At 65.4% G+C, this 16,660-nt stretch carries 19 protein-coding genes; 12 read left to right on the top strand and 7 right to left on the bottom strand.

Annotation, left to right across the window (positions count from 1 at the left end):
• Positions 1 to 25 precede the first annotated feature (25 nt).
• Complete coding sequence (mutL, locus tag H2040_RS04725; protein ID WP_287155038.1) at positions 26 to 1,900, top strand: DNA mismatch repair endonuclease MutL; 1,875 nt, start codon at positions 26 to 28, stop codon at positions 1,898 to 1,900.
• Here mutL and H2040_RS04720 read toward each other — a convergent pair.
• The 6 genes from H2040_RS04720 to H2040_RS04695 form a co-directional block, all read right to left on the bottom strand.
• On the bottom strand, positions 1,897 to 3,174 hold the full coding sequence (locus H2040_RS04720; RefSeq protein ID WP_287155028.1) for a cation:proton antiporter: 1,278 nt from the start codon (positions 3,172 to 3,174) through the stop codon (positions 1,897 to 1,899). The two genes, mutL and H2040_RS04720, sit on opposite strands and share 4 nt — an antisense overlap.
• Positions 3,175 to 3,255: 81 nt before the next feature.
• The gene (locus H2040_RS04715; protein WP_287155011.1) at positions 3,256 to 3,819 is read right to left on the bottom strand and encodes a hypothetical protein; all 564 of its coding nucleotides are present in this window, start codon (positions 3,817 to 3,819) and stop codon (positions 3,256 to 3,258) included.
• 36 nt (positions 3,820 to 3,855) lie between these two features.
• Positions 3,856 to 4,446, bottom strand: coding sequence for an NADPH-dependent FMN reductase (locus H2040_RS04710; RefSeq protein ID WP_287155003.1), 591 nt, complete (start codon positions 4,444 to 4,446; stop codon positions 3,856 to 3,858).
• A 3-nt stretch (positions 4,447 to 4,449) separates the two neighbouring features.
• The gene (gene rsmD / locus H2040_RS04705; protein WP_287154994.1) at positions 4,450 to 5,022 is read right to left on the bottom strand and encodes a 16S rRNA (guanine(966)-N(2))-methyltransferase RsmD; all 573 of its coding nucleotides are present in this window, start codon (positions 5,020 to 5,022) and stop codon (positions 4,450 to 4,452) included.
• Positions 5,023 to 5,037: 15 nt separating this feature from the next.
• Complete coding sequence (locus H2040_RS04700) at positions 5,038 to 5,850, bottom strand: DUF1206 domain-containing protein (RefSeq protein WP_287154991.1); 813 nt, start codon at positions 5,848 to 5,850, stop codon at positions 5,038 to 5,040.
• Positions 5,851 to 5,925: 75 nt separating this feature from the next.
• Positions 5,926 to 6,675: a pseudouridine synthase gene (locus tag H2040_RS04695; RefSeq protein ID WP_287154984.1), complete on the bottom strand. Its 750-nt coding sequence runs from the start codon at positions 6,673 to 6,675 to the stop codon at positions 5,926 to 5,928.
• Positions 6,676 to 6,811: 136 nt separating this feature from the next.
• On the opposite strand from H2040_RS04695, the gene H2040_RS04690 reads away from it, so the two are divergent.
• A complete protein-coding gene (locus H2040_RS04690; protein WP_287154977.1) occupies positions 6,812 to 7,513 on the top strand; it encodes a 2OG-Fe(II) oxygenase in 702 nt (233 codons plus the stop codon).
• A gap of 75 nt (positions 7,514 to 7,588) precedes the next feature.
• Here H2040_RS04690 and H2040_RS04685 read toward each other — a convergent pair whose 3' ends face one another.
• Positions 7,589 to 8,347 carry a Bax inhibitor-1/YccA family protein gene (locus H2040_RS04685; protein ID WP_022697124.1) on the bottom strand — a complete coding sequence of 253 codons (759 nt, stop codon included), beginning with the start codon at positions 8,345 to 8,347 and terminating at the stop codon, positions 7,589 to 7,591.
• 135 nt (positions 8,348 to 8,482) lie between these two features.
• Here H2040_RS04685 and def point away from each other — a divergent pair, with 135 nt between their 5' ends.
• The 10 genes from def (at position 8,483) to H2040_RS04635 (ending at position 16,580) form a co-directional block, all read left to right on the top strand.
• Positions 8,483 to 9,043, top strand: a complete 561-nt coding sequence (gene def / locus H2040_RS04680) for a peptide deformylase (RefSeq protein WP_022697123.1) — start codon at positions 8,483 to 8,485, stop codon at positions 9,041 to 9,043.
• Positions 9,043 to 9,642: a hypothetical protein gene (locus H2040_RS04675; protein WP_502709326.1), complete on the top strand. Its 600-nt coding sequence runs from the start codon at positions 9,043 to 9,045 to the stop codon at positions 9,640 to 9,642. The genes def and H2040_RS04675 overlap by 1 nt, the downstream gene beginning before the upstream one ends.
• 131 nt (positions 9,643 to 9,773) lie before the next feature.
• Entirely contained in the window at positions 9,774 to 10,058 is a 285-nt protein-coding gene (locus H2040_RS04670) for a hypothetical protein (protein ID WP_152485807.1), read from the top strand.
• A 117-nt stretch (positions 10,059 to 10,175) separates the two neighbouring features.
• On the top strand, positions 10,176 to 11,114 hold the full coding sequence (gene fmt, locus H2040_RS04665) for a methionyl-tRNA formyltransferase (protein WP_287154952.1): 939 nt from the start codon (positions 10,176 to 10,178) through the stop codon (positions 11,112 to 11,114).
• A 54-nt stretch (positions 11,115 to 11,168) separates the two neighbouring features.
• Entirely contained in the window at positions 11,169 to 11,996 is an 828-nt protein-coding gene (locus H2040_RS04660) for a TIGR00282 family metallophosphoesterase (RefSeq protein WP_022697119.1), read from the top strand.
• 89 nt (positions 11,997 to 12,085) lie between these two features.
• On the top strand, positions 12,086 to 12,748 hold the full coding sequence (locus tag H2040_RS04655; RefSeq protein WP_287154948.1) for a glutathione S-transferase family protein: 663 nt from the start codon (positions 12,086 to 12,088) through the stop codon (positions 12,746 to 12,748).
• A gap of 154 nt (positions 12,749 to 12,902) precedes the next feature.
• Positions 12,903 to 13,649 (top strand): YebC/PmpR family DNA-binding transcriptional regulator, encoded by a 747-nt coding sequence (locus H2040_RS04650; RefSeq protein ID WP_027068265.1) that lies wholly within the window; start codon positions 12,903 to 12,905, stop codon positions 13,647 to 13,649.
• A 64-nt stretch (positions 13,650 to 13,713) separates the two neighbouring features.
• On the top strand, positions 13,714 to 15,231 hold the full coding sequence (locus H2040_RS04645) for an HWE histidine kinase domain-containing protein (protein WP_287154945.1): 1,518 nt from the start codon (positions 13,714 to 13,716) through the stop codon (positions 15,229 to 15,231).
• An 18-nt stretch (positions 15,232 to 15,249) separates the two neighbouring features.
• Entirely contained in the window at positions 15,250 to 15,744 is a 495-nt protein-coding gene (locus H2040_RS04640; RefSeq protein ID WP_287154924.1) for a response regulator, read from the top strand.
• An 11-nt stretch (positions 15,745 to 15,755) separates the two neighbouring features.
• A complete protein-coding gene (locus H2040_RS04635; RefSeq protein WP_287154916.1) occupies positions 15,756 to 16,580 on the top strand; it encodes an MBL fold metallo-hydrolase in 825 nt (274 codons plus the stop codon).
• Positions 16,581 to 16,660 lie beyond the last annotated feature (80 nt).

Below are 16,660 nucleotides of genomic sequence, written 5' to 3'. Positions count from 1 at the left end.
GGCGCGGATCGACGCTTCCGCCCTTATGACGATTCGCCGTCTCCCCCTTGAAACCGTCAACCGCATCGCGGCGGGCGAGGTTATCGAACGCCCCGCCAGCGTGGTGAAAGAGCTGGTCGAGAACGCGCTGGACGCCGGCGCGCGCCGTATCGAGGTGCGGATAGAGGGCGGCGGAACGCGCCTGATACAGGTCAATGATGACGGACGCGGGATGAGCGCCGAGGAACTGCCGCTGGCGCTGGAGCGCCATGCGACCTCCAAACTCTCGCCCGACGAGGAAGGGCGCTATGACCTTCTGGCCATAGGCTCGCTGGGGTTCCGGGGCGAGGCTCTGCCCTCCATCGGCTCCATCGCGCGGCTGGCGATCACCTCGCAATCCGCCGATCTGGGCGAGGCGTGGCGGCTGGAGATTGACGGCGGGGAAATGCGGCCGGTGAAACCGGCCTCGACGCTGGGTCATTCGGGAACGCGCGTGGAGGTGCGGGACCTGTTCTACGCCACGCCCGCGCGCCTGAAATTTCTCAAGACCGAACGCTCCGAGACCATGGCGGTCACGGACGTTGTGCGGCAACTGGCCATGACGCGGGCCGATGCGGGCTTCACCCTGAACGTTAATGGCCGCTCCACCCTCTCCCTCAATCCGGAGAAAAGCGACGACGAGGCCGGGCGCAAGGCGCGGCTGGCGGCGATCCTGGGCCGGGAGTTCGGGGACAATACGCTGGAGATCGACGCCGAGCGGGAGGGCGCGCGGGTGACCGGGTTTGCCGCCGTGCCGACCTTCAGCCGCGGTTCGTCCCGGCATCAATATCTGTTCGTGAACGGGCGGCCGGTGAAGGACCGGATGCTGAACGGCGTGGTGCGCGCCGCCTATCAGGATTTCCTGGCGCGCGACCGCCACCCGGTGGTGGCGCTGTTCCTGGACGTGGAGCCGCAGCGCGTGGACGTGAACGTGCATCCCGCCAAGGCGGAAGTGCGGTTCCGCGATTCCGGAAATGTGCGCGGGCTGCTGATCTCCGCCCTGCGCCATGCGCTGGCCGGGGCGGGGCATCGCGCCTCCACCACCGTCTCGGGCTTCGCGCTGGGCGCGGCGCAGCCGGAAGGGGCGCGGCCCTACCCCTCCGCGCCGTATCGCGGCGGCGGCGGCGCGGGAAGCGCGGCCCCGGCATGGCGGCCCGAGCCGCGGCCCGATTACGATCAGGCGCTGGTGGATGGATATTCGGCGCGGGTGGAGGCGCCGGAAGAGGACTGGCGGCCGCGCGGGGACGGTGAAGCGCCGCCTGAGGGCGAATACCGCGCCGAGGAAGAAGTCCCGCTGACGGCGCGCCCGCTGGGCGCGGCGCGCGGGCAGCTGCACGAGACCTATATCGTCGCCCAGACCGAAGACGGCATCGTGATCGTGGACCAGCACGCCGCGCATGAGCGGCTGGTCTATGAGCGGATGAAGGTGGCGCTGGACGCCAAGGGCGTGGAGCGGCAATCGCTGTTGATCCCCGAGATTGTCGATCTGGAGCCGGACGATGCGCGGCGGCTTCTGGAGCGCAGCCATGAGCTGGCCGAGCTGGGGCTTGTGATCGAACCATTTGGCGAGGGAGCGGTGGCGGTGCGGGAAGTTCCCGCGCTGCTGGGCAAGCTGGATGCGGGCGGAATGCTGCGCGATCTGGCCGACGAGATCGCCGATTATGATGAGGCGCTGTCGCTGAAAGAGAAGCTGGGCGAGGTCTGCGGGACGATGGCCTGCCACGGCTCCGTGCGCGCCGGGCGGCGGCTGGCGGGTGCGGAGATGAACGCCCTCCTCCGCGAGATGGAAGCCACCCCCCATTCCGGCCAGTGCAATCACGGCCGCCCGACTTACGTGGAACTGAAACTCAAGGACATCGAGCGGCTGTTCGGCCGGCGCTAGCCCTTGTCGATGCGGAAGCGCGCGGGGCTGGGCTCGATTTCCTCGAACTCCCGCATTTCAGGCGAGTCAGCCTTCAGGCCGGAGATGCGGCCGACATAGAGGCGCGCCAGCGGGCGGGCGCTGAGGCCGTGGGCGAGGATGCTGAGGGCGACCGTGATGGCGGCGACGTTCAGGATCAGGTCCTGCGCGGCGAAGTCCGTCCGGCCCGCGACGATGACCGCGAAGACGATGCTGGCCAGGCCTCGCGGGCCGAACCATCCGAGAAACAGCTTGGTGGAGAGATGCAGCCGGACGCCCGCGAGGCTGAGCCAGATGGCGAGCGGGCGGATGGCGATGAGGCTGAGCGCGGCGAAGACGGCGATGCGCCAGTCCAGCGCGGCCAGCGCGCCGGGCAGCAGGGCAAAGCCGAAAATGGCGAAGGTGATGAGGCTGAGAAGCTGGCCCTCCGTTTCGCCGAAATCGGCCACGGCCTCACAGACGCGCCCGGCGAACGCGCCCAGCGCAAGACCGGCCGCGAAGGCGGCGATAAAGCTGTTGCCGCCAATCAGTTCGGCGGCGGCGAAAGCGATCAGGGCGAGGCCGACGGCGCTGAGCTTTTCGAACCCCTCGGTCATCCAGCCGCGCGTCACCGCGACCTCCACCCATTTGCCGCCCAGTCCGCCGGCCAGCAGCCCGGCCGCGGCGCCGAACACGATCTGCTGGCCCGCGAACCCGGCCCAGCCCCATGCGCCGCGCGAGGCCTCGTCCGGCGCCACGAAGGCCAGCAGGATGAAGACCATGGGCAGGGCCAGCCCGTCATTGAGGCCGCTTTCGACATTGACCGTCTGGCGCACCTGCGCCGGGACCGCGTCATCGGTGATCACCGCCTGACCCAGCGCGGCGTCGGTCGGCGCCAGAACCGCGCCCAGCAGCATCGCTTCCGCCCAGCCGAGCTGGGGAAACAGCGCATGAGCGGCAAGTCCGCCGAGCGCCACCGCCAGCGGCAGGCCGATCAGCAGCATGCGGGCGGGGATCGAGCCTTCCCGCATCAGGGCGGAGACGCGCACGCGGGCGGCGTCCGCGAACAGGACGAGGACGAGGGTGAGTTCGGTGACAAGCTCGATCACGCGCTCGGGCACGCTGGCGTCCAGCGTTCCGAAGACCGCGTCGCTCATGAGCAGGCCCAGAGCCGCGAACGCCATGGGGGCGGTCACGCTGCGGTTCTGAAGCACGCGCGAGAACCCGCCATAGAGAAGGATGGCGGCGGACAGAAGGGCGAAGGCGAGGGTTTCCACGAAGGGCCTTCTTCAACCTTAAATCGGTCTTTGGAGCACTAAGATGGAAATAAAAGTCTCATGACTTGTAAGCATCATTTATTAATATGGGCGCCTTGGACTCCAACAATTCGCAAGAGCTTCCTCAGTTTTCCGCACCCATGCATTTACTGGCGTATGAGCATTGGAGGAAACCTGCAACTCTGACGTATATGGTTCATACATTCCATTCACCGCTATACGATGCAGAACCCCATCACCTACAGCTATAAATTTTTCAGGTGAGCGCCCAATTCCTTGAACATCAATCCACGGAAGTTCGATATCTTCGAGGTCAAGCAATACATTTTCCACCGGAGGACAATTCTCCGAACCAGCCCATAATATAGATTCTACTCCACCACCCTCAGATACTCGCCTGATCAACCACCGCTCAGAAATTTTATGGAAGGACACAACCGCCCAATCATTGGAAGTATAACCGAAATATGAATAACGGACGTTTGGATAAGGAAGCTCTCTGCTGTAATCCTCCAACTGGACCCATGCAGATTTATATTCATCCAATGCCGATTGCTCATCTGGGGAAATTTGCAGCACCCTCAGAAGCACTAAAAATAAAATGGCTATCAACAGAATCCATCCGGCAAAGCGTGATAATAGCAAAAACTTTACCTCCTCAGAAACTCTAGCTTTTCTTCGCTAGTAGGGCGGGTCCTTCTTCGCGCGCTGGGCCTTTGCGGCTTCGGCCCACCAGGCAAGATCGTCGGCAAAGCGGGTGAAGCTTTTTTCGAACCCGTCATGCGCCTGATCGGTGGGTTCGCCGTCTTCCGACAGGGTTTTGTGGATCTGGCCGACGGAGAAGACCTGCGAGACGGACGGCATGCCCATTTCGGCGAGGCTGGTCCGCCAGTTCATCATGGCCCGCACGCCCGCGAAGCGGCCCATCGAATAGGTGGCGATGCCGGAGGGGCGCCAGAAATATTCCTCGAGAAAATGATCCATCAGGTTTTTCAGGCCCGGCTGGACGCCCTGATTATATTCGCCCGAGACGATGATGAAGGCGTCGGCCTTGCGTAAAGACTCCGCGACGCGCTCCATCGCCTCCGGCGCTTCGCCCTTGTCATATTCCTTGTACATGCGGTCGAGGATGGGCAGGCCGACATCCATCGCATCGATCAGCTCCGGCCGGTCGCCGCGCGCTTCCAGTCTGGAGACGATGTAGCGGGCGAGGCGGATGCCCTTCCGGTCGCGGCGGTAGGAGCCATAGAAAACGGGAATATTGAGCGCCATGCGTCAGTCCTCCTGTTGTGCGGCCTTCATGAAATAGAGCTTTGCCGCGCCGTAGCTACGTTCATCGATAATCTCCACGCCCGGCGCGTCCACGTCTTCCCGCTTGCCGACCTCGGCGATGATCAGGGCGTCGCTGGTCAGCCAGCCGCCCGAGAGTAGGCCCGGAAGCGTCGCCTCCACCAGCCCCTGGCCATAGGGGGGGTCGAGGAAGGCGAGATTGAAGGGGGAGCCGAGACCGGCGGGCTTGGGCCCGAGATCGGTGGCGCTGCGGCGGTGCAGGCGGGTGATGCCGAACAGGGAGAGCGTGTCGATCGTCTCCCGTATGGCGCCGCGGGCCGCGGAATCGGTCTCCACGAACAGGGCGAAGGCCGCGCCGCGGGAGATCGCCTCGAACCCCAGCGCGCCGGTGCCGGCGAACAGGTCGATCACGCGCGCGCCGTCCAGATCCGGCGCCCAGCCGGCATGGGCGAGAATGTTGAACAGGGATTCGCGGGCCTTGTCGGAAGTGGGGCGGGTGTCGCGGCCCTTCGGCGCGGCGATAGGCTGTCCCTTGAAGCGGCCCGATACGATTCTCATAAGGCCTTCGTCTGCTCAGCTCTTGGTGACGGAATCCGGCGGCGTGATGCGGCGATAGAGCGCCTCCACCACCGAATAGACCGCATAGCCCAGCAGGGCGAGCCCGGCCAGAATATAGAACGCCTCGCCATAGGGCTGCTGGCGCAACCAGCCGAGCGTCCCGGCGAGACCTTTCGCTTCGCTGGCGTCGGCCTCTAAAGCGGCCAGCACGATGAAGCCGCCGATCAGGATGAAGATCAGGCCGCGTCCGCCAACGCCGAACCGCGTGACGGGGCGAAGCCGCCGCACTGTTGGCGCGGCGCGCATCGCCTCCTCATATTGCAGGGTCCAGGCGCGCCAGATCTGCGCCGCGCCGGAGCCGGCCAGCGCCAGTCCGGCCAGGGCCAGCGCAAAACGGCCCAGAGGCTGTTGCAGGAGAAAGCGGGCCGCGGCCTGCGTATCGCCCCCGCCCGGACTGTCGCCCGCCCCGGCGGTGGCGAGAATCGCGAAGGCGGACACGCCCAGCAGGAAATGGCTGACCCCGCTGGTCAGCATGCCAAGGCGGGAAATCAGACCGGCGGCGTCCCGGCCTTCATCCTCCGCATCCATGAAAGCCTGTATCAGGCGCCAGAGGGCGTAGGTGATCAGCCCGGCGCCCAGCACGGCGAGCGCCATCTGGCCGGCGGGCGCTTTTTCCAGCGTGCGGAAAGCCGTAGTCGGGTCAGGATTGCCGGATCCGCCAACGCCGAACACCGCATCCAGCGCCAGCGCGGCCAGCAGCGTGTAGACTACGGCGCGGGCGAACAGGCCGGCCTGCGCGGCGCGGCGATAGATCTGGGTGCGTGACATCTTGCGGGCGGACTTTCCGGATCGCGGCGGCGATCACTGACAACCCCGGCCGGGGCCGCGAAGTTCCGCGCGGCCTTAAAGTTTCCGCCGGAATTCGCGGGGCAGCTGGTCCTTCAGGACGCGGCGGGCGACTTCATCGACCTCCCGCGCGCCCAGACTGCCCAGCTGGAACGGGCCATAGGCGGTGCGGATCAGGCGGTTCACTTTCAGGCCGACGGAGTCCAGAACCTTGCGGACCTCGCGATTCTTGCCCTCCTTGATCGCCACGGTGATCCAGAGATGCGAGGCGGTCTCGCGCTCGATCTTCGCCTCGACGGGACCATATTTCACGCCATCGACCTCGACGCCCTTCTTGAGGCTGTCCAGACGGGCCTGCGTGACCCGGCCGAAAGCGCGGGCGCGATAACGGCGGGTCCAGCCCGTGGAGGGGTGCTCCAGCAGGCGCGCCAGATCGCCGTCATTGGTCAGCAGCATCAGGCCTTCGGAATTCATGTCCAGACGCCCGACCGAGATGACGCGCGGCAGGCCCGCGGGCAGGGAGTCGAAGACGGTCTTGCGCCCTTCCGGGTCCTTGTGGGTGGTCAGCAGGCCTTCCGGCTTGTGATAACGCCACAGGCGCGGCGGGATGTCCCGCTTCAGAACCTCGCCATCAACCGCGATCTCGTCATCTTCGGTGACATTGAGGGCGGGACTTTTGAGGGTCTTGCCGTTCACCGTCACGCGGCCTTCGGTAATCAGCTTTTCTGAATCGCGGCGCGAGGCGATGCCCGCGCGGGCAATGACCTTGGCGATACGGTCGCCGGCGGGTTTTTCGGTGTCTGTCATGGCGTGGATGTATCACTCCTGCCGCGCCGGTCCATCCCGCAGGCGCCGCAAGGATCGGAATGCGCCCGCCGGCGGGACGCGTCATGGTCCCCTGACGACTGAGATCAAGCGGCGCAAAGGAAAAGCAATGACGCAAATGGCCAGACGGATTGGCAGACAGGACTGGGGAGAGATCGAAGGCGCGCTGGACGCATTCGGATGCGCCGTCATGCCCGGCCTTCTGAGCGAAGAGGAATGCCGGTCGCTGCGCGGATTGTATGATGAGGGAGACCTGTTCCGCAGCCGCGTGGTGATGGCGCGGCACGGGTTCGGACAGGGCGAGTATCAATATTTCGCCTATCCGCTGCCGGATCCGGTCGCGCAGCTGCGCGCCGCGCTCTACCCCCCGCTTGCCGCCATCGCCAATCGCTGGAGCGCGGCGCTGGGACAGGATGCGTCCTATCCTGACGATCACGCCGCCTATCTGGACCGCTGCCATGAGGCCGGCCAGACGCGCCCGACGCCGCTGATGCTGCGCTATGGGCCGGGCGATTATAACCGGCTGCATCAGGATCTTTACGGCGAACAGGTCTTCCCCGTGCAGGCGGCGGTGCTGCTGTCCCGACCCGGCGAGGAATTTACCGGCGGCGAATTCGTGATGACCGAACAGCGGCCCCGCGCGCAATCACGGGCCGAGGTCGCCCCGTTGCGGCAGGGCGACGGCGTGGTGTTCGCCGTGCATCACCGGCCGGCGGAAGGAAAGCGCGGGATCTACCGCCTGAACTTGCGGCACGGGGTCAGCCGCCTGCGCAGCGGGCAACGTCACGCGCTGGGAGTGATCTTCCATGACGCGGCCTGAAGCGAAGACCGCAAACAAAAACGCCCCGGCGCGAAGGCCGGGGCGTTTTCTGAAAATATCAGACTTCAGACAGGCCTATTCGCGGCTGCCGCCCATGAACATGAGCAGAAACTGGAACAGGTTGATGAAGTTGATGAACAGCGACAGCGCGCCAAAGGACGTGGCCACGTTCATCGCGGCCTGATCGCCGCCCAGCGCGTAATAGGTGTGCTTCAGGCGCTGCGTGTCATAGGCGATGAGGCCGGAGAAGATCAGCACGCCAATGGCCGAGATGGCGAACATCAGGGCCGGCGACTGCAGGAACATGTTCACGATCATGGCCAGCACCAGGCCGATCACGCCCATGATCAGGAAGCTGCCCATGCCCGACAGGTCGCGCTTGGTCGTGTAGCCGAACAGCGACAGGCCGCCAAAGGCCGCGGCCGTCACGAAGAAGGTCGTGGCCAGCGATTCGCCGGTATAGATGAACGCCCAGACGCCGAGGCCAAGGCCGATCGTTGAAACGAACGCCCAGTAGAGCGCGCCCGCCTGACGCGGCGAGGGATTACGCATCGCGAACATGGCGATGAAGATCATCACCAGCGGCGACCACTGGATGATCGTGCCCAGCAGGGTCATGCCCTGGAACTGGCCGGACGGCGAGATGACGTAGAGCGCATCGCGCAGCGGCGCGAAATACACCGTGGCCGCGGCCAGAAGCGCCGACAGCGCAAGGCCCAGCGCCAGCTTGTTGTAAACGCCCAGCATGAAAGCGCGCAGACCGGCGTCGACGGACATATCCATCGAGCCTGCCGCGGCGCCGCGCGGCGCATAGGATCGGTTGAACTGGTTCATTTTGGTCAGACTTTCCTTTCTGCTTTCATAGCAGACCCCTATTCCCGGTAGAATATTGGCGCAGCGCGCCCGTTACGCAAGGGACACCGCCAGCCTTCTTGACCATAAGGCACAGCGCGCTTACCTCCTCAAATCATGGCGATACGGCGAATTCTCACTGTCGCGGACCCGGCCGATCTGGCGGTCCTGAAGAAAGTCTCCGACCCGGTCGAGGGCGGGGTGACGGACGAATTGCGCGCGCTGATGGATGACATGCTGGAGACCATGTACGACGCGCCGGGCATCGGCCTGGCCGCGATCCAGGTCGGCGTGCCCCAGCGCATTATCGTGATGGACCTTGCCGGAGAAGGCGAAGAGCCGCAGCCGCGCTATTTCGTGAACCCGGAAATTCTGGAAACCAACGAGACCAAGGCCCCCTATCAGGAGGGCTGCCTGTCCGTGCCCGACATCTATGACGATGTGGAGCGCCCGACAGAGGCGAAGATCCGCTATCTGGACTATGACGGCAAGGAAGTGGTCGAGGATGCGAGCGGCCTGTACGCCGTCTGCATCCAGCACGAGATGGACCATCTGAACGGGGTCCTGTTCATCGATCATCTCTCCCGCCTGAAGCGTCAGCGCTATATCCAGAAGGTGAAGAAGCTGGAGAAGCTGAAAGCCGACGAGGCGCCCGCCGATCACGCCGCGGCGCTGTGATCCGCCGCGCGCTGGCCGTTCCGGCGCTGCTGGCCCTGGCGGCCTGCGGCGCGTCCGAGGATGCGGCGGACCGGCAGGAGGAGGACGCCTTCTTTGCCGCCCTCTCCGAACTTTGCGGCAACGCCTATGAGGGCGAGGCCACCGATAACCGGCCCGAGCCTGAAGCCGGAACCGACCCGTTCGAGGAAAACCGTCTGGTCATGCATGTGCGCGGCTGTACGGCGGACGAAATCCGCATACCGCTGCATGTCGGCGAGGACCGCTCGCGCACCTGGGTGGTCACCCGCACGGAAGACGGGCTGCGCTTGAAACATGATCACCGCCATACAGACGGCGCGCCGGACGCGGTGACGATGTATGGCGGCGACAGCGCGGAGGCGACTGCCGGGCGCGTCGAATTTCCCGCCGACGACGAAAGCAAGACGCTGTTCCAGCGCGAAGGCCTGGCGGTTTCCACCCAGAACACCTGGGCGCTGGAAATCGATCCCGGCGATGCGTTCGTTTACGAACTCTCTCGCCCGGGCCGCTTCTTCCGGGCCGAGTTTGACCTGACCCGGCCGGTCGCGGCCCCGCCCCCGCCCTGGGGCGCGGAGGGCTAGACCCCGAACCCTTACACCTGTTATTTTATTACAAAGCCTGGCGCGCTCTGGCCGCAGAGGGGCGTCGGGGTTATTATGCAAGGGACTTGATCAAGGGCCGCAGCGGCCCGACAGGGGAAAAGGGGCAAACCATGAATATGAAACTCGTCATCGCCGCGGCGGGCGCCGCGCTGGCCGTCAGCGCCTGCGCCGCACAGAATGAAATGGCGGCTTCCGGCGAAACCAAGGTCGCCGGGGACGATCAGCTGATCTGTGAGCGCGTCCAGACCGTGGGCAGCCGTTTTTCCGAGGAGGTCTGCATGACCAAGGCGGAAATGAAAGAGCAGCGGGACGACAATGAAGCCTTGATGGATCGTGTGCGCGGCCAGTCCAACCGGACTGCCGCCGAACCCACAGGCATGACACCCACCTTCTAGGCGCGCCGCTTTACCGCGTCTGACGCTTAAATCATGGAGCGGGTCATGGAAGATGGCCCGCTCCATTATCATGTCGGGCGGCTTGAATGCGCGCGGCGAGGCTATATCACAGCGGCCATGACGCTACGCCTCGCCTTCATGGGAACGCCGGACTTCGCCGCGCCCTCCCTCACCGAGATCATTACTGCGGGCCATGACGTGGCCTGCGTCTATACCCAGCCGCCCCGCCCCGCCGGAAGGCGCGGCCGCGAGATGACCAAATCCCCGGTGCATGAACTGGCCGAGGGGTTCGGCATCGAGGTGCGCACGCCCGACAGCCTGAAAAGCGAAGAAGAACAGGCCCGCTTTGCGGCGCTGGAGCTGGATGCGGCCTGTGTGGTCGCTTACGGCCAGATCCTGCCCCCCGCCATTCTGGAGGCGCCGGAGTTCGGCTGCCTGAACCTGCACGCCTCGCTGCTGCCGCGCTGGCGCGGGGCGGCGCCGATCCAGCGCGCCATCATGGCGGGCGACGCGATGACCGGCGTGCAGATCATGCAGATGGCGGAAGGGCTGGACACCGGCGACATCCTGCTGTCGGAAACCGCGCGCATCTATCCGTTCGAGACGGCGGGCAGCCTGCATGACCGTCTGATGGAGACGGGCAGCCATATGTGGCCGCGCGCGCTGGCCGCGCTGGAGCGCGGCGGTCTGACCGCCACGCCGCAGGGCGAAGACGGCGTGACCTATGCCAGAAAGATCGAGAAAGCCGAGGCGCGCATAGACTGGACGCGGCCGGGCGAGGAAATCGACCGCCTGATCCGGGGCCTCTCCCCCTTCCCCGGCGCCTGGTTCGAGATCGAGACCGCGAAAGGCAAGGCGCGGGTCAAGGCGCTGCAATCGAAATACGAGCCGGAGGAAAGCGGCGCGCCGGGCGAGGTCCTGGATACGGCGCTGCTGGTCGGGACGGGCGAGGGCGCGGTGCGCCTGACCCGTCTGCAGCGCGAGGGGCGGCCCGTGATGGACGCGGAGGATTTCCTTCGCGGCGCCCAGACGGGCAAGGGCGAACGCCTCCTGTAAGCGGGAACGACATGCGCCTCGACTTGAGCGGCGCGCGGGCTTAAGTCCGGCTGCATGAAAATTGCGATTATCGGAGACATCATGGGCCGGTCGGGCCGGCAGGCGCTGGGCGATCATCTGCCCGGCCTGCGCGAGCGGCTGAATCTGGATTTCGTGGTGGTGAATGCGGAGAACGCGGCGCACGGCTTCGGCATTACCGAAGGCACGGCGGAGGAGCTGTTCGAGGCGGGGGCGGACGTGCTGACCCTTGGCAATCACGCCTGGGACCAGGCCGAGGCGCTGACCTATATCGAACGAGAACCGCGCCTGCTGCGCCCGGTCAATTATCCGGAGCTGGCGCAGGCGCCGGGAACGGGCGCGAACCTGTATGACGCGCCGGATGGCCGCCGGGTTCTGGTCATGAACGTGCTGGGCCGTATCGGCATGGACGCGCTGAACGATCCGTTCGACGCGGTGGACCGGGAACTGAATTCATGCCCGCTGGGCGCGGCGGCGGATGCGGTGATCGTGGATTTCCACGCCGAGGCGACCTCGGAGAAATACGCCATGGGCTGGTTCTGCGATGGCCGCGCCAGCGCGGTGGTCGGCACCCATACCCATGTGCCGACGGCGGACGCCCGCGTGCTGACGGAGGGCACGGCCTATATCACCGATCTGGGCATGACCGGCGATTATGATTCCGTCATCGGCATGGAGAAGTCCGAACCGCTGCAGCGCTTCACCTCCCGCATCCGTTCGGGCCGGTTCAGCCCGGCGGACGGCGAAGGCACGGTGTGCGGCCTGTATGTCGAAACCGACGACGCCACGGGCCTGGCCACCCGCGCCGAGGCGATCCGCATTGGCGGCGCGCTGGATAGCGGCGGGCCCTCTTCGGACCGGTAACCGCGTTTACGCGCGGGGCAGGGTTTACAAGCGCGCGGCGCGGCCCATTTCTTTGCGGGTCCCGCAGCAAGCCATGAAAGGCCGCCCTGATGCTGACCGTCCATCACCTGAACAATTCCCGTTCCCAGCGCGTGCTCTGGCTGCTGGAGGAACTGGGCGCGGAATACGAGATCGTCCGGCACGAGCGGGACAAACAGACCATGCTGGCCCCGCCCTCGCTCAAGGCGGTGCATCCGCTGGGCAAGTCGCCGGTGATCGTGGACGGCGAGCTGACGCTGGCCGAGACCGGGCCGATCATGGAGTACATCCTGGACAAGTACGGCGAAGGCCGCCTGACCCCGGCGAAGGGCGACGCCGATTACTGGCCGTATCGCTACTGGATGCACTATGCGGAAGGCTCCGCCATGCCGCCGCTGGTCATGAAGCTGGTGATGACGCAAATCCCCAAGCGCGCGCCCTTCTTCATGAAGCCGTTCGCCAACGCCATTCTGGGCAAGGCGCAGAAAGCGTTTGTCGACCCGCAACTGGTCAGGCACGCCGATTACTGGGAAGCGGCGGTGCAGGACACAGGCTGGTTCGCGGGCGAGGCCATGACCGCGGCCGATATCATGATGAGCTTCCCTGTCGAAGCCGGGGCGCAACGCGCCGGATATGAAAGCCGCCCAGCCCTGAAAGACTTCCTGAAACGCATCCATGCGCGCCCGGCCTACAAGGCCGCGCTGGAGAAGGGCGGGCCCTACGCCTACGCATAAAGACGCGGCGCTGCGCACCGGCCCCCTTGGCGAAGCCGGATGGCTTTCGTATTTAGGGGCGTAAAGCTGCAATTCATTGAAAACCTGCGCCGATGCGGGCCTGATCAGGAGGCCTTTCCGGCGCGCGCTTTCAGACCACAAGGAAAAGACCTCCATGGCCGGACATTCAAAATGGGCGAACATCCAGCACCGCAAGGGGCGTCAGGACGCCGCGCGGTCCAAGCTGTTCTCCCGGCTTTCCAAGGAAATCACCGTGGCCGCCAAGATGGGCGCGCCCGATCCGGACATGAATCCGCGCCTGCGTCTGGCCATCGCCAACGCCAAGGGCCAGTCCATGCCCAAGGACAATATCCAGCGGGCGATCGACAAGGCCTCAGGCAATGACGTCGCCGAATATGAAGACATCCGCTATGAAGGTTTCGGACCGGGCGGGGTCGGCATCATCGTCGAAGTCTCCACCGACAACCGCAACCGCGCCGCCGCCGAAGTGCGGGCCGCCTTCTCCAAGCATGGCGGCAATCTGGGCGAGACGGGCGCGGTCAGCTTCATGTTCGATCAGGTCGGCGAGATCCGCTATCCGCGCGACAAGGCCAGCGACGAGGAAATGCTGGAAGCCGCCATCGAGGCCGGCGCCGAGGACGTGGTGCATGAAGAGGACGAACATGTCGTCTTCACCGTGCGCGAGGACCTGGCCGACGTTTCCACGGCGCTGGAAGGCTCCATGGGCGAGGCCAGCTCCACCAAGATGATCTGGCGGCCGCAGAACACGATCGAGATGGATGAGGACAAGGCCGGGACGCTTCTGAAGCTTCTCGACGCGCTGGACGATTCCGACGACGTGCAGAGCTTCTACGGCAATTACGAAATCTCCGACGACGTCATGGAAAAGCTGGACGCCTGATCGGTTCTGGCGCGGCCTGAGGAAAACCGCTAGACATTCCGCCGGGTTACGGGGAATGCGGTAGATGAGCGGCGCAGCGCCAAGGCTTGGGGACGACGAGGACCTCCAGATCGTTCTGGAGACGGCGATGGACGCCGTCATCGTCATGCGCAGCGACGGGACCGTGCATCGCTGGAACGGCGCCGCCGAAGCCATGTTCGGCTGGTCCGCCGCCGAGGCGGTGGGCCGCAACATGGGCGACATGATCGTCCCCCCGCAATATCGCGAGGCCCACGCCAGGGGCCTGAAACATTATCTGGAAACCGGCGAAGGCCCGGTTCTGGGCCAGCGCCTGGAACTGAGCGCGATGCGCCGGGACGGGTCGGAGTTTCCGATCGAGCTTTCGATCCGCGCGCTGAAAGCCCGGGACGCGCCGGTCTTTCTGGGCTTTATCCGCGACATGACAGCCGAAAAGGCGGAAGAGGAGCGGCTGGAGGCGCAGGCGCAGGAAGCGAACCTGTTGCACCGTGTCGCGAGCCTGGCCGCTGAATCCGCCTCGACCGACGAAGTCCTGCACACCTGTCTGGAGGCGGTGTGCGAACTGACGGGCTGGCCGCTGGGCCATGCTTTCACCCCCGACACGAACAATCCCGGACGCCTGAAGCCGACCGGCATATGGGCCGGGTCGGAGAGCGGATTCGAGGCGTTCCGGGAAACGACCGCGAAAACCACGCTGGCCTATGGCGAAGGCCTGCCGGGCCATGTCTGGAAAACCGGCGAGCCGCGCTGGATTGACGACCTTGAAACGCATCCCGAATTCGTGCGGATACGCGATGCCGGCCCGCTGGGGGTGCGGTCCGGCTTTGCGTTTCCGGTGCGGGCGGAAACGCGGATCGTCGCAATTCTGGAATTTTTCAGTCAGGTGCGCGAGGCGCCCGATCCCCGGCTGCTGCTGACCGCCCAGACCATCGGCGATCAGGCCGGACGGGTTCTGGAGCGCCGCCAGGCCAGCGACCGTCAGGAATTGTTGCTGGCGGAGCTGAACCACCGCGTGAAGAACATGCTGGCGGTGGTCGTGGCCATCGCCTCCCAGACCGCGCGCAACGCCACGGACCTTGCCCAGTTCAACGAGACGTTCAGCGCGCGCCTGCAGAGCCTGTCGGCGACCTATGGCCTGCTGACGAAGGGCAATTGGGAAAGCACGCCGCTGACCGACCTGATAGACGCGGTCGTCACGCCGCATGCTGGCGAGGACCGCCTGACGGCGGACGGTCCACCGGTCCGGCTGGCGCCGCGCGCGGCGTTGGCGCTGAGCATGGTGCTGCACGAATTATCCACCAATGCGGTCAAGCACGGCGCGCTGGGCGCGCCGGCGGGCAAGCTGTCTGTTTCATGGAAGCCCTGCCGGGATGAAACCGGGCAACGCATCATGCTGGACTGGACAGAGTCCGGCATGAAAATCGCAGGGCCGCCCGAGCGCCGGGGGTTTGGCGTTTCATTGATCGAAACCAGCGTCCAGCACGAATTGGGCGGACGGGCCGAGATGAATTACAAACCCGCCGGACTGGCCGTACGGATCGAGTTTCCGCAACCCTATCGCTGAGGCTTTTTGACCCTGCCCGTGTTCATATCGCCAGAATCCATTCACCGCCCGCCGGGCCGGCCCGCGTCTGTCAGGTTCGGCGGCGCAGGCGGCGGTCAGAAGGGGCGCGAAGGCGCGGCGGGCCCGGATGCGCCGAAACGTCTGGATCAGCTGAACATTCTTGTTGTCGAGGACGAGTTGCTGGTCGCCTGGCATCTGGAAGGGCTGGTGCGGGACATGGGCGCTTCGGTCTGCGGTATCGCCAATGACGGCGAAAGCGCGCTGGCCATGGCGCGCCGGGAACAGCCGGACCTGATCCTGATGGATGTCAATCTGGGCCGCGGGAAGGACGGCGTCACCGTCGCCGCCGAGCTGACCGGCGATCTGGACGCGTATTTCCTGTTCGTGACCGCCTATGACGCCGGGACAGTGGAATCCCGCAAGCGCCTCATGGGCGTGGAGGGCCCGGTCATCGGCAAGCCGGTGGACGGCGCGCGCCTGGGCGCGGCCATTCGCGGCGTCATTCAGGATTGATCCGGATCATTATGAACCTGCCCCGCCTTGCTCTCGCCGGTCTCGCCCTTCTGACATGGGCCGCGCCCGCGGCGGCGCATGATCCGGAGGCGAAATATCTCGCCAATGAGGGAGTGATGGTCACGCGGGGCGAGACGAAAATCCTATTCGATCCGCTGTTCGGCGAATCCTTCGGCCAGTACGAGCTGGTCCCGGAGGATATGCGCGCCGCGATGCTGGCTGGCGAAGCGCCGTTCGACGGCGTGGACGCGGTGTTCGTCAGCCATGCCCACGCCGATCATTTCGCCGCCGAAGACATGGTGGCCTATATGCGCGCCGTTTCCGAAGCGCGTCTCTACGCGCCGCAACAGGCCGTGGACATGATGGCGGAGATCGCGGGCGCGGACGATCCGATATTCGCGCGCGTCACGCCCATTGCGCTGGAGCGCCTTGATGACCCGGCGCGTCTGAATGCGGCGGGCATCGCCATCGAGGCCGTGCGCGTCCCGCACGCCGGATGGCCGCAGCGCGCCGATGTGGAGAACCTGATCTTCCGCGTGACGCTGGATGACGAGACCACGGTCATGCATATGGGCGACGCCGATGTCAGCGACTGGCACTACGCCCCGCATCAGGAGGTCTGGGACGAGCGCGCGCTGGACGCCGCTTTTCCGCCATACTGGTTTCTTACCTCTGAGGCTGGACGGTCGATACTGACCAACCGGTTCAAACCCGCGCGCACGATCGGGGTTCACGTTCCGTCAAGCGTTCCCGACGATCCTGCCGCGCGCGAAAAATCCTTGAGGGACGCAGATCTGTTCACCCGCCCGGGCGAAACCCGCAGGCTGGACGAATAGGCGCGCAAGGCGTTCGCATCATTACGTTTTGCTAATTTTCGCTTCACGTTCGCGGGCGCTATGGTCTGCGCCAAGTTTTA

It is taken from the genome of Euryhalocaulis sp., from assembly GCF_013911995.1.
GTDB lineage: Bacteria > Pseudomonadota > Alphaproteobacteria > Caulobacterales > Maricaulaceae > Euryhalocaulis > Euryhalocaulis caribicus.
The sequence above is the reverse complement of the archived record's forward strand: the minus strand, read 5'-3'. Positions and strand labels throughout refer to the sequence as shown.

Bases quoted from the DNA above. Each gene is read 5' to 3' on its own strand.
- H2040_RS04655 (WP_287154948.1), top strand. From the start codon at position 12,086: ATGCTGACCGTCCATCACCTGAACAATTCCCGTTCCCAGCGCGTGCTC.
- H2040_RS04660 (WP_022697119.1), top strand. From the start codon at position 11,169: ATGAAAATTGCGATTATCGGAGACATCATGGGCCGGTCGGGCCGGCAG.
- H2040_RS04685 (WP_022697124.1), bottom strand. From the start codon at position 8,347: ATGAACCAGTTCAACCGATCCTATGCGCCGCGCGGCGCCGCGGCAGGC.
- mutL (WP_287155038.1), top strand. From the start codon at position 26: ATGACGATTCGCCGTCTCCCCCTTGAAACCGTCAACCGCATCGCGGCG.
- H2040_RS04710 (WP_287155003.1), bottom strand. From the start codon at position 4,446: ATGGCGCTCAATATTCCCGTTTTCTATGGCTCCTACCGCCGCGACCGG.
- fmt (WP_287154952.1), top strand. From the start codon at position 10,176: ATGACGCTACGCCTCGCCTTCATGGGAACGCCGGACTTCGCCGCGCCC.
- H2040_RS04650 (WP_027068265.1), top strand. From the start codon at position 12,903: ATGGCCGGACATTCAAAATGGGCGAACATCCAGCACCGCAAGGGGCGT.
- H2040_RS04670 (WP_152485807.1), top strand. From the start codon at position 9,774: ATGAATATGAAACTCGTCATCGCCGCGGCGGGCGCCGCGCTGGCCGTC.
- rsmD (WP_287154994.1), bottom strand. From the start codon at position 5,022: ATGAGAATCGTATCGGGCCGCTTCAAGGGACAGCCTATCGCCGCGCCG.
- H2040_RS04700 (WP_287154991.1), bottom strand. From the start codon at position 5,850: ATGTCACGCACCCAGATCTATCGCCGCGCCGCGCAGGCCGGCCTGTTC.
- H2040_RS04695 (WP_287154984.1), bottom strand. From the start codon at position 6,675: ATGACAGACACCGAAAAACCCGCCGGCGACCGTATCGCCAAGGTCATT.
- def (WP_022697123.1), top strand. From the start codon at position 8,483: ATGGCGATACGGCGAATTCTCACTGTCGCGGACCCGGCCGATCTGGCG.
- H2040_RS04690 (WP_287154977.1), top strand. From the start codon at position 6,812: ATGGCCAGACGGATTGGCAGACAGGACTGGGGAGAGATCGAAGGCGCG.
- H2040_RS04635 (WP_287154916.1), top strand. From the start codon at position 15,756: ATGAACCTGCCCCGCCTTGCTCTCGCCGGTCTCGCCCTTCTGACATGG.
- H2040_RS04645 (WP_287154945.1), top strand. From the start codon at position 13,714: ATGAGCGGCGCAGCGCCAAGGCTTGGGGACGACGAGGACCTCCAGATC.